The 10,545-nt window shown below is 58.7% G+C and carries 13 protein-coding genes; 10 read left to right on the forward strand and 3 right to left on the reverse strand.

What is annotated here, in order from left to right:
- Positions 1-35: 35 nt before the first annotated feature.
- The 6 genes from ACESMT_RS21105 (at position 36) to ACESMT_RS21130 (ending at position 5,553) form a co-directional block, all read left to right on the forward strand.
- Positions 36-686: a histidine phosphatase family protein gene (locus ACESMT_RS21105; protein ID WP_372828550.1), complete on the forward strand. Its 651-nt coding sequence runs from the start codon at positions 36-38 to the stop codon at positions 684-686.
- Positions 686-1,813, forward strand: coding sequence for a DSD1 family PLP-dependent enzyme (locus ACESMT_RS21110; protein WP_372828551.1), 1,128 nt, complete (start codon positions 686-688; stop codon positions 1,811-1,813). The genes ACESMT_RS21105 and ACESMT_RS21110 overlap by 1 nt, the downstream gene beginning before the upstream one ends.
- 159 nt (positions 1,814-1,972) lie before the next feature.
- Positions 1,973-2,473 (forward strand): hypothetical protein, encoded by a 501-nt coding sequence (locus ACESMT_RS21115; protein WP_372828552.1) that lies wholly within the window; start codon positions 1,973-1,975, stop codon positions 2,471-2,473.
- A 1-nt stretch (position 2,474) separates the two neighbouring features.
- Entirely contained in the window at positions 2,475-3,062 is a 588-nt protein-coding gene (locus tag ACESMT_RS21120) for a type II TA system antitoxin MqsA family protein (protein WP_372828562.1), read from the forward strand.
- On the forward strand, positions 3,059-3,598 hold the full coding sequence (locus ACESMT_RS21125; RefSeq protein WP_372828553.1) for a hypothetical protein: 540 nt from the start codon (positions 3,059-3,061) through the stop codon (positions 3,596-3,598). The genes ACESMT_RS21120 and ACESMT_RS21125 overlap by 4 nt, the downstream gene beginning before the upstream one ends.
- A 167-nt stretch (positions 3,599-3,765) precedes the next feature.
- On the forward strand, positions 3,766-5,553 hold the full coding sequence (locus ACESMT_RS21130) for a lysoplasmalogenase family protein (protein ID WP_372828554.1): 1,788 nt from the start codon (positions 3,766-3,768) through the stop codon (positions 5,551-5,553).
- On the opposite strand, the gene ACESMT_RS21135 is transcribed toward ACESMT_RS21130, so the two are convergent.
- A complete protein-coding gene (locus tag ACESMT_RS21135; RefSeq protein WP_372828555.1) occupies positions 5,541-6,299 on the reverse strand; it encodes a hypothetical protein in 759 nt (252 codons plus the stop codon). The genes ACESMT_RS21130 and ACESMT_RS21135 overlap by 13 nt on opposite strands.
- Positions 6,300-6,604: 305 nt before the next feature.
- On the opposite strand from ACESMT_RS21135, the gene ACESMT_RS21140 reads away from it, so the two are divergent.
- The 4 genes from ACESMT_RS21140 (at position 6,605) to ACESMT_RS21155 (ending at position 9,482) form a co-directional block, all read left to right on the forward strand.
- Complete coding sequence (locus ACESMT_RS21140; protein WP_372828556.1) at positions 6,605-6,934, forward strand: hypothetical protein; 330 nt, start codon at positions 6,605-6,607, stop codon at positions 6,932-6,934.
- A gap of 97 nt (positions 6,935-7,031) precedes the next feature.
- On the forward strand, positions 7,032-8,606 hold the full coding sequence (locus tag ACESMT_RS21145; protein ID WP_372828557.1) for a DUF262 domain-containing protein: 1,575 nt from the start codon (positions 7,032-7,034) through the stop codon (positions 8,604-8,606).
- A 368-nt stretch (positions 8,607-8,974) separates the two neighbouring features.
- Positions 8,975-9,250, forward strand: coding sequence for a BrnT family toxin (locus ACESMT_RS21150; protein ID WP_372828558.1), 276 nt, complete (start codon positions 8,975-8,977; stop codon positions 9,248-9,250).
- Positions 9,234-9,482, forward strand: coding sequence for a BrnA antitoxin family protein (locus tag ACESMT_RS21155; RefSeq protein WP_372828559.1), 249 nt, complete (start codon positions 9,234-9,236; stop codon positions 9,480-9,482). Before ACESMT_RS21150 ends, ACESMT_RS21155 begins: the two co-directional genes overlap by 17 nt.
- A gap of 86 nt (positions 9,483-9,568) precedes the next feature.
- On the opposite strand, the gene ACESMT_RS21160 is transcribed toward ACESMT_RS21155, so the two are convergent.
- Both ACESMT_RS21160 and ACESMT_RS21165 read right to left on the reverse strand, forming a co-directional pair.
- Positions 9,569-10,297, reverse strand: a complete 729-nt coding sequence (locus ACESMT_RS21160) for an ABC transporter ATP-binding protein (RefSeq protein ID WP_372828560.1) — start codon at positions 10,295-10,297, stop codon at positions 9,569-9,571.
- Between the two features lie 4 nt (positions 10,298-10,301).
- Positions 10,302-10,545: FtsX-like permease family protein (locus ACESMT_RS21165; protein WP_372828561.1), on the reverse strand; the 244-nt coding region annotated here is incomplete at its 5' end.

A 10,545-nucleotide genomic window follows, 5' to 3' on the forward strand; every position in this document is an offset into this window, starting at 1 on the left:
GCCGGGACGCGCCGCGTTAATGTCGAGATCAAGCCTTGAGCGACGCCGCTCGCGTGCTGGCCATCCGCCATGGCGAAACCGCCTGGAATGTAGACACACGCATTCAGGGCCAGCTCGATATCGGCCTCAATGAGATCGGGCACTGGCAAGCCGGCCGGCTGGCGCAGGCGCTGGCAGGCGAACCCATCAGCGCCATTTACGCCAGCGACCTCGGCCGCGCCCATGAGACGGCGATGGCCATCAGCCGTGTCACTGGCGTGCCGGTGGTTGCCGAGCCCGGCCTGCGCGAGCGGCATTTCGGCGAGTTCCAGGGCCGGACCTTTGCCGACATCGAAGCGGCCCTGCCCGAGCAGGCGCTGCGCTGGCGCATACGCGACCCGGACTTTGCGCCCAGCGGCGGCGAGTCGCTCAAGCAGTTGCGCGAGCGCGTGGTCAGCACGGCGCAGACACTGGCGGCGCAACACCCCGGCGAGCTGATCGTGATGGTCGGCCACGGCGGCGTGCTCGATGTGCTGTATCGCGCCGCCACCCGGCTGGAGCTGCAGGCGCCGCGCACCTGGGCGCTGGGCAACGCCGCCATCAACCGCCTGCTCTGGACGCCGGACGGCTTCACCCTGGTCGGCTGGGCCGATACCGGGCACCTCCAGCACCTCGACGCTGGCACCCTGGACGAAACGAGTACCTGATGCATTTGCTGTCTGACCTGTTGGGCCGCCCCGTTGCGGACATCGACACCCCCGCGCTGGTGATCGACCTCGACGCGATGGAGCGTAACCTGGCCGCCATGGCCGCGTTCGCCGCGCAGCACAAGGTCAAGCTCCGGCCCCACGCCAAGATGCACAAAAGCGCCACGCTGGCCAGGCTGCAAATGGCCCATGGCGCGGTCGGCGTGTGTGTGCAAAAGACCTCCGAGGCCGAGGCGCTGGCGGCTCTGGGCGTGAACAATATCTACATCAGCAACGAGGTAGTCTCGCCCTTCAAGCTCAAGCGCGTGGTGGCGCTGGCCAACGCGCTGGACGCGCTCGGCGGCCAGCTTGCGATCGCGGTGGACAGCCTGCACGGCCTGCAAGCCCTGGCGCAGGCTGCGCGCGGCCAGCACACCGTGATCCGCGTTTTCATCGAAATCGACGTCGGCCATGGCCGCTGCGGCTTGGCACCGGGCGCGGCCGCCGTGCCGCTGGCCCAGGAGATCGCGCGCCATGCCCAACTGCAGTTCGGCGGCCTGCAGGCCTACCACGGCCGTGCCCAGCATTTCCGCACGGTCGCCGAGCGGCGCGAAGGCATCGCGCAGGTCATCACCCATGTGCAGACCACCCGCGACGCGTTGCAGGCCGCCGGCCACGACGTGCCGCTGGTGACCGGCGCCGGCACCGGCACCTTCTCGCTGGAAGCCGCCAGCGGTGTGTTCGGCGAACTGCAGGCTGGCTCCTACCTGTTCATGGACCGCGATTACGCCAGCAACGAGCGCGACCCGGCGCAGCCCCGGTTCGAACACGCGCTGTTCGTCAAAAGCCAGGTCATGAGTGTCTGCGCCGACCACGCGGTGGTGGACGCCGGCCACAAAAGCCACGCCATCGATTCCGGCCTGCCGGCGGTGCACGGGTTGGCGCTGGACTACGCCAATGGCGGCGACGAGCACGGGATTTTGCGCGGGGCGGTGTTGCCAACGCTGGGCGCCACCGTCTGGCTGATCCCCGGCCACTGCGACCCGACAGTCAACTTGCACGACTATCTGCTGGGTGTGCGCGGCGGGCTGCAAAGCGGAAAAGTCGAGCAGATCATCCGGGTTGATGCCAGGGGCATGTTGACCTGATTTCGCAGGAAGGCCTTGGCTTTCAGGCAGATTCGATGATCAGAAAATACTGTGGAAAACCCCAGCGGCCAAATCTACGGATGTAAGACCAAGCCCTGCTGTACTGTGGGAAAAGTAACAATATGCATAGATATAGCTCCTCAATCCGCAGAAAGCCCCTTGGCAGGCTTGAAAAATACCTTTAAGGTAGCATCATTGATGTCATACAGGGTTTGGGAACCAGTACCGCCTAACGGCAATTTGCAGCTACTGACGAATCAGGAGCGAAAAATTTCGACGGGCGTTGGTGTTCAAAAAGCTGTATGGAACCTTGATGAAATTCAACATAGCCTTTCCCGTGAACCCCCTCTAACAGTCGTTTACTCAACGAGCGCCCAACAGTCAATGAGCGACACGCTCGGCTGGAACGGTTCCGATATGTGCAAATTTATTTGCCAGCTAACGAGAGGCCGCTATGAAGGTTCGAGATGGTGCTACGCGCCTAAAGGCAGTACGCCACATGCAGCAGACGTATATCGCATGGGGTATAGCCGAGTCCAGGGAAGAGAAAACCAGCGACTATCGCCTTGGACCTACGTCAAGTTTTCCGTAGTTGGTTCAAACTTAGACAAACTCTTTATTTTTTCCGCCCACCCAGAAGGGCAATTTGAAGGTGAATGAAATGAAACATGCATGCGTTTTTTGCGACTCTCCTGAAGTTGCCGAGGTCGTGTATGACGAGAAAGTGACCGCTGGACGCAGAAAGGTTAGCGTCGTTGGATTGAAAAAAATGGAGTGCCCCAGTTGTGGGCACGAATATGTAGAGCCAGAGCAGCTTGCTTTGAATCAGGCCATTATCGAATCTGCGACCACTGAACCCGGTCAAGTGGTTGTTGGACTTCTGAGAAATCTTCGAGATCGATGGGAACTCACACAGAGAACTGCCTCTAACCTTTTTGGAGCGGGCCAGAACTCATTTGCTAAATGGGAAAGCGGACAGCTTCCCAGTGGCCCCACCGCGTTACTGCTCCAATGCGCGATGAGTGTGCCTGGGGTAATGGAGTATTTGGCTCGTTTGAATAAAGCCACGCTTCCTAGTTGTCCAGAATTGATCGATTGGGAGGACGGCGCCGGCGAAGTGACTGGACAACTTGCAATTACACTTCCGCCAGAAAAGCCTACCCGACCCTCACTCACCTGGGTACGTCTTGGCTCTCCTCCGCTGGACTACAAGCCAAGTGTTGTGGAGCTATACGGCGAGGCAGCATGAGAAAGAGCAAGATACAGCTTTTGCAGACATCCTTGTTGAAGCTTTCAATAGAGCCGGTTGCCGATTTGAAGTACGAAAATAGAAGGCCGTCCAATCCATTCGAGTACGAGAAGATAACCTTGGAAACCTCCAAGGCTTGTTCAAAGTTAAGGGAATATTGGAGTGCCCTTCCCCCGCCTGTTGAAAGCATTCGGGAAACGACGTATCACGTTCAGTTAGGTCTTCGGACACCCACCGATATTGATGATGTTGGACCGTATAGATTTGAAATCGTCTATTCCGCAGTGATTACTGTCCTACCGGATCGTGCCAAAGGCACTATCTCGGATGACGATATGGCTCTACAGTATGGTCTAACACTTTTATACGGAGTCATTAGAGAGCAGATAAGCACGCTGACTTACAAGATGAGTTGGGGGCAGGTCATGTTGCCCACAATGACTTTCTTAGATGAAAAGACACCAACTGTCGACGGTCCAGAGTCGTTGCCTGCAAGCATCGAAATACCGCGGATAGATGGTTCGCTATCGGCCTAATCAGCCTAGAACTTTGTTTTTGACCGACATCTGGGGGCTTGAATCCTCTACCCTCGACGGATTTTTTTCTTTGCGATCACAGTACCTTTAGCGCAGGCATCAACACCGGCCCTTCATTAGGGTAGATGCCAGCGCCGCAGCAGGCGACGCCGCCACACAATGCGGGGATGACGCCTAGCCAGATCATCGTCCTTGCCACACCCGTCTTCTTTCTGCTGATTGCGATCGAATTCGCCTGGGGTTACGCGAAGGGCCGCAACACCTACCGCCTCAACGACGCGATCAGCAGCATCAGCCTGGGCATGCTGAGCCAGGTCAGCGCGGTGTTCACGCGGCTGCTGCGCGTCGGCATCTACACGGCCATCTATTCCTTTGTCGCGATCTATCCCGACGCGGAACTCTGGAACACCTGGTACGGTTGGGTCCTGGCGCTGGTGTTTTACGACTTTTGTTACTACTGGTTGCACCGGGCCGGCCACGAAAGCGCCGTGTTCTGGGCCGCCCACGTGGTGCACCACCAAAGCCAGGACTACAACCTCTCCACGGCCCTGCGGCAAACCAGCAGCGGCGCGCTGCTGGGCTGGGTGTTTTACGTGCCCATGGCCGTTGCCGGCGTGCCGCCGCTGATCTTTGGCATCGTGGCGCTGATTGATCTGCTCTACCAGTTCTGGGTGCACACCGAGCATGTGCCCAAACTCGGCTGGTTCGACCGCTGGTTCTGCTCGCCGTCGAACCACCGCGTGCATCACGCGGTCAACGACAAGTACCTGGACCGCAACTACGGCGGTATCCTGATCGTCTGGGACCGGCTCTTTGGCAGCTTCAAGGAAGAGGACGAAAAGTGCGTCTACGGCACACGCAGCCCCCTCGACAGTTGGGACCCGCTGTGGGCCAACGCCGAGGTGTACTGGGTGCTGGCCAAAGACTCCTGGCACGCCAGAAACTGGGGCGACAAGCTCCGCGTCTGGCTCAAGCCGCCCGGCTGGCGGCCGGCCGACGTGGCAGCACGTTTTCCCAGGGACGGCTTCGACATCACGCGCCTGCAGCGTTACCACCCGCCCGTGAACCGCGCCGTGCTGGTGTTCGGCGCTGCCCAGTTTTTGCTGCTTCTGGCGGGCGTTGCATTTTTTCTCTGGCAGGCTGACCGTCTGGCGGTGAGCGCCTCGGTGGTCTGGCTGGCCGCGCTGGGCGCCGGCCTGTGGGCGGTGGGCGCACTGCTGCAGGGCCGGCTGTCCGTGTTGCAGGTGCTGCTGGTCGAAGCGGCCGTGCTGGCAACCGCCACCGCAGCGCTGGGCATGCTGGATGCGCACCGCGTGTTCAAGCCCATGGCGTTGGTACTTGCTATTATTTTGGTAGTTTCTCGCGCCCGCCACCAAAGGGCTGAAGGCCGATTTGACTACCTACTCGGCGCGGCGCTGGTGTTTTCGCTTGCCGGGGACTGTTTGCTGATGTTCCCCGGTTTTTTCATTCCGGGGCTGGTGGCTTTCCTGATCGCCCACCTGTTTTACATCGCCCTGTTTAAACAAGGCGCGCCCTGGTTTGCCAGCCAGCGCGCGCTGCTGCTGACGCTGGCCGTGGGCGCCGCGATGTATGCGTTTTTATTCCCCGGCCTGAACCCGGTGCTGCGTGTCGCCGTGGCCGCCTATGTGCTGGTGATTGCGCTGATGGCCGCGCAGGCGATAGGCCGCGCCACGGTGCTGCGCGACAAAGCCGCGCTGGGCGTGGCCATCGGTGCGGGTTTCTTCATGCTCAGTGACGCACTGCTGGCGACCAACAAGTTTGCCCAGCCCGTGCCGATGGCGCAGCTGTGGGTGCTGAGCACCTACTACATCGCGCAGATTCTGATTGTGCTTCACGCCCGGCCCACCGCCGCCTGGCGCTTGGTGCCCCTTGAAGCGGCGCACACCCCGGCAGGGCCGCCAGGCGGTGCGCACCGGGACGGTCAGTCGGCCTGACACCAGCGCCCGGACGTCGGGCACACCGTGGCCGGTGCGCCGTTCAGCCAGACTTGCTCGTCTTCCAGCAGCAAGGCGGTCGAAGGGTCGATGTCCAAGCTGATCCCCAGTGCACGCCCGACAGCGGCGTTCTCAATCGGCAGCTCCCAGGTCAAAAACACCAGGCTGCAGTCCCGGCCCGGTGGGAAATCTGCCGCATCAAAGCCAGGGCCGCCGCGCTTGATCACGGCATGCGGCTGGCCGGTATCGAAGACCACCACCGTGCCCCTGCGCAAGGGGATGCGGTGGCCTGCAACCGGAAAATGCAGGTCCAGGCCCCTGTCCTCGCCCAAGAAGAGATTGCAGAAGGCCGCAGCGCCATACTGCGCGCCATCGTGGTGGTACCTCGCGCCGCGGCACGCCATAAGGGCCACCTCGGAAGAAGAAGCAGCAAGCGCATCGTGCAGGCCCAGCGTGTGGGTCCAGTCGGCAACCGCCTGCACGCAGCGCCGGTAGTCGGGCCAGCGCGCTCGCGCGCGCGCCAAAGGCAAGGCCTCAACGTCGCCGGGTTCCAGTTCCAGGTGCAACAAGATATCCCTTTCCCAGTCGGCTACCAGCCTGGCAGGAGGCGCAGGCACATCGACCGCGCCAGAGAGCACGACATCACTCACGCTGCGGCTGCGCATGGCGTCGCCACTGCGGAAGTAGGAAGCCAGGCGGTCTCGCGGGCGGGGTGGCACGCGAGATGGTGGAAGGGGGGCGCTCATCTGCACCAGTGTAGTCAGGCGGTGCGAGCCTCTTGACGAGGGTGCGGCTACAGAGCTAGCCTAAATACGGCAGTTGCCTCAGAATGGCATGCCTTGCGCTGAAATCGTAAGGGCGGCTTTGTCAAATTCAATATGCGTGTATAAACTCGCAGCCAGCCAGCCAGCCAGCCAGCCAAGCCAACTCCATGACTACAAACATCTTTCTAGATTTTTCTGCGCCATGTCATCTGGCAAGGTGCCATGTTGTGCCGCACTATTGCGGGATATGTCAAAGTTAGGCAACAAATCAACAACGAGGAAAGCATATGACAATTAAGTATTCAGATGACAAACAAACAGAGTGGGAGCAATTCAAGAAGAAAGGCGGAAAAATCTCGTTTGAAATTGATGCTTCTGACATCACAACAACAAAGGATTTCGAGAAAAACCCATCAATTCAACCTCGGCTGAAAACCGGCTTTGAGCTTCCTCCAACCTCGCTGATTGAATCCCCTGCGCTTCAAGCTCTGATTCAGGTACATGGCTCTGAATGGGACTACATCCTTTGTCGCATATATCTCGCTGGCGGAAAGGTTATCTATAAGCAGCAGGGAAATGGAAAGTATGAAGCGATCTGCACTGTACCAGTAGCCTAATAATTCATTCCACTGGACTTGTAGCGGCAAATCGTGTCGGTCCGGTGAATTCAAACGTTAGACGGCTCAAGAACCACTTCACATAAGAAACGAACAGATGGAATCACTCACAATTCGCGAGATTCTCGACTCCGTATACCGAGGACAAATACGGATACCAGCGTTTCAGCGTGGGTTCGTCTGGGAGCCGGACCGCGTTGCCTTCCTAATTGACAGCATATACAAGGGCTACCCTTTTGGGTCACTGCTCTTCTGGCGAACTGGCGAGCGCCTGAGAACGGAAAACAAGCTAGGCCCTTTTGATCTTCCAGAACCGCAAGCTGACTTCCCAATCGACTACGTGCTCGATGGGCAACAGCGCGTCACATCGATTTTTGGCGTCTTTCAGACGGAACTGCAAGGCGACTCTCCCACATGGAAGGATGTATTTTTTGACTTCCAACAGGTTGCCGATGTACAGGAGACTCAGTTTTTTGCACTCTCATCTGAGGAAGTGGACCTACAGCGCCATTTCCCACTTAGAGCAATCTTTAACACAACAGAATATCGACGCCTAACTCGTCCAATGAATGATGAGTTGGCGCTCAAGATTGATGCAATGCAGACAGTCTTCAGAGAGGCTCGCATTCCAGTTCAGACCTTCCGAACGGATGAAAAAGAGAAGGTAGCAATCATCTTTGAGCGAGTCAATAGGCAAGGTGTTCCTTTGGATACACTTCAACTTTTGTCTGCGTGGACATGGAGCGAAGACTTCCAACTTAAGAGCGAATTTGATGAACTGATATCCGAACTTAGTGACTATGGTTTCACGGAACTATCGAACGACATAAGCCTTCTGCTTCGCTGCACGGCGGCTATTCTTACCGGGTCTTCTCGCCCTGAAAGCCTCGTGCAGTTGAATGGCGCAGCAGTACGTCAGCGGTTTCATGAAGTAGTAAATGGCATACGAGGTGCGCTCGATTTTCTGGACAATACGTTCCACTTGCCGTCAATTGAGAACTTGCCTTTTGAAAATTCCCTAATCCCTCTGTCGGTATTCTTCGCTGCCCCAGGAAATACTGAGGTGGCTGTTAATGATCAGCAACGACAAGTCTTATCTCAATGGTTTTGGCGTTCAGCATTTTCCGGGCGATATAGTGCGGGTGTTTTGAGACACCTAGACGCAGATATAACTGAAGCCCGCAATCTCCGGCATGGCACACCATCGCGCCTATCAGAGGTAACAGTCAATATAAATCCTGATTTCTTCCTGGTAAACAGGTTCTTGATAGGGTCAGTCAATACCAAGGCATTCATCGCTCTCCTGGCGCAGTCAGCACCAAAGAACTTTGTCAGCGGCACGCCAGTGAATCTGAGACAAAAGCTTCAGCAGTACAACCGAAAGGAGTTCCACCACCTGATGCCCAAAGCTTTCCTAGCGGCTTCTGGTCAAATACAACGCGGCGAAAATATTCTTGCGAATTTCTGCTTTATTGCTCGATCTGACAATCGCGCAATAGGCGGAGATAGGCCAAGCGACTACCGAGCAAGAATGGCTGCGAATGTCGATGAAATTCTCTATTCGCATCTTTGCCCAAACGCGCTATTTGACGATAACTACGAGGCCTTCGTTACTCTCCGAGCCACTACCCTTGCAAACAAGGCGGCGGAGCTATGTGGCGTAGCGGTCTAACTGTCGGTTCAACGTGGATGCCACCACTGGCCAAGGCCAGTGTGGATATCTTCCAGCGTTCGGCTTCGCGCCAGTAACCTCTACGTTAAACGTCCGCTTTTCCCGTCAGACCTCTTCACACTTTTCCCAAACAAGTTTTTTGAGCCCACTCACTGGTGACTGTCCTCTGAGGACGCTCAAGAACGACCGACTTTTTGCTGATCCGCCAGCGATGCCCGCGGATCAACTGGCCAGCGGCCGAGAGATGGCCTCGTCGCGCGCGATGCGCCCGTCGATCAGTTCGACCAGCCGGTCGCCGGTCAACTTCGACTTTAAACCGTTGAAAGCCAACCTTTGACGCAACTACTTTTTGTATATACACTGGAGTCATGGAGTTCACCTGGTCTGCAACGAAGCGTGCCTCGAATATCAAAACCCACAGGCTTGATTTCATTGACGCGCAGAGTGTCTTCGAAGGCATGACCTATACCTTTGAAGATGACCGCTTCTCCTACGGCGAGCAACGCTTTGTCACGCTGGGCTTGCTTGCCGGAATTACTGTCTCAGTCGTACATACGGAGAATGAACATGAAATCCGCATCATCTCGTTCCGCAAAGCCACCAGGCGCGAGTCGCAAATCTACTTCGATGCCATCCAAAACTGATTGGGCTCGTCTCAAGACCGATAAAGCGGCGGCGAACCCTGAGCACCCAGAAGCTGCCGTCAAGCACATTGTTCGTGGCATCGTTCGTCGCGGGCTTCAGCCCTTGCCATCAAAGGCATCGATTTCGCTGCGCGTGGATCAGGATGTGCTGGAATGGTTCAAAGCACAGGGCGCGGGTTACCAGACCCGAATCAACACCGTGCTGCGGGCCTTTCGTGACGCATCGGTCTAACTGATTGGCCCCCTAGCTGGTGACTGTCCTCTGAGGGCGCGCAAGAGCGGTCGCGTTTCTGCTGTTCCGCCAGCGATGCCCGCAGATCAACTTGCCGGCGGGTGAGAGATGGCCTCGTCTCGCGCGATGCGTCCGTCGATCAGCTCGACCAGCCGGTCGCAGCGTGCGGCCAGGCGGGGATCGTGGGTGACGACCACGAAGGTGGTGCCCAGCTCGACGTGCATGCGCCGCAGTTGCACAAACACTTCGTCGGACGACGCGGTGTCGAGGTTGCCGGTGGGCTCGTCGGCCAGCACCAACGCCGGCTCCATCACCAGTGCCCGGGCAATCGCCACGCGCTGCTGCATGCCGCCCGACAGCTCGCCCGGCCGCTTCTCGATCGCATTGGCCAGACCCACCGAGGCCAGCAGCGCGCGCGCATGCTCGCGCTGCTTTGCGCTGACGTGGCCGCCCCGCATCAGCGCCGGGAGGGTGACGTTTTCCAGCGCGGTGAAGGCTGGCAGCAGGTGATGAAACTGGAACACGAAGCCCAGGGTGCTGCGCCGCAACATCGTCAGGGCCGCATCGTCCAGGCCGTGCACCTCTTCGCCCTGCAGCCGGTAGCTGCCGGCGGTCATGCCCTCCAGCAGGCCGACGATGTTGAGCAGCGTGCTTTTGCCGGAGCCCGAGGGGCCGATCAGCGCGATGAACTCGCCGCGTTGCACCTGCAGCGAGACGCCGTGCAAGACCTCGGCCTGGCTGGGCAGGCCGACGTTGTAACTCTTGTGGACATCATTCATGTCGATCAGCGCGCGGAACTCGGGGGCAGTCGTCATGGGCTCACATCCGGATGGCTTGCGCGGGGTCCAGCGCGGCAGCGCGGCGCGCCGGCGCCACCGCAGCCAGCACGCCGCACACGGTGGCAATCAGCGCCACCTGCAGCGCGGTGGCCAGCGGCAGGCTGATCACAAACAGCGGCAGCCCGTCGGAGCCGCGCACAAAGGTCGTGAACAGCCAGATCATGGCCACGGCCAGCACAATCCCGAGCGCCGAGCCGAGCGCGCCCACCACCGCGCCCTGCACC

This window comes from Polaromonas sp., assembly GCF_041689105.1.
In the GTDB taxonomy this organism is placed as follows: Bacteria; Pseudomonadota; Gammaproteobacteria; order Burkholderiales; family Burkholderiaceae_C; genus Polaromonas.

Excerpts from the sequence above, each read along its gene's own strand:
- ACESMT_RS21130 (WP_372828554.1), top strand. The coding sequence starts at position 3,766 with ATGACGCCTAGCCAGATCATCGTCCTTGCCACACCCGTCTTCTTTCTG.
- ACESMT_RS21155 (WP_372828559.1), top strand. The coding sequence starts at position 9,234 with ATGCCATCCAAAACTGATTGGGCTCGTCTCAAGACCGATAAAGCGGCG.
- ACESMT_RS21120 (WP_372828562.1), top strand. The coding sequence starts at position 2,475 with ATGAAACATGCATGCGTTTTTTGCGACTCTCCTGAAGTTGCCGAGGTC.
- ACESMT_RS21150 (WP_372828558.1), top strand. The coding sequence starts at position 8,975 with ATGGAGTTCACCTGGTCTGCAACGAAGCGTGCCTCGAATATCAAAACC.
- ACESMT_RS21145 (WP_372828557.1), top strand. The coding sequence starts at position 7,032 with ATGGAATCACTCACAATTCGCGAGATTCTCGACTCCGTATACCGAGGA.
- ACESMT_RS21110 (WP_372828551.1), top strand. The coding sequence starts at position 686 with ATGCATTTGCTGTCTGACCTGTTGGGCCGCCCCGTTGCGGACATCGAC.
- ACESMT_RS21160 (WP_372828560.1), bottom strand. The coding sequence starts at position 10,297 with ATGACGACTGCCCCCGAGTTCCGCGCGCTGATCGACATGAATGATGTC.
- ACESMT_RS21125 (WP_372828553.1), top strand. The coding sequence starts at position 3,059 with ATGAGAAAGAGCAAGATACAGCTTTTGCAGACATCCTTGTTGAAGCTT.
- ACESMT_RS21135 (WP_372828555.1), bottom strand. The coding sequence starts at position 6,299 with ATGAGCGCCCCCCTTCCACCATCTCGCGTGCCACCCCGCCCGCGAGAC.
- ACESMT_RS21140 (WP_372828556.1), top strand. The coding sequence starts at position 6,605 with ATGACAATTAAGTATTCAGATGACAAACAAACAGAGTGGGAGCAATTC.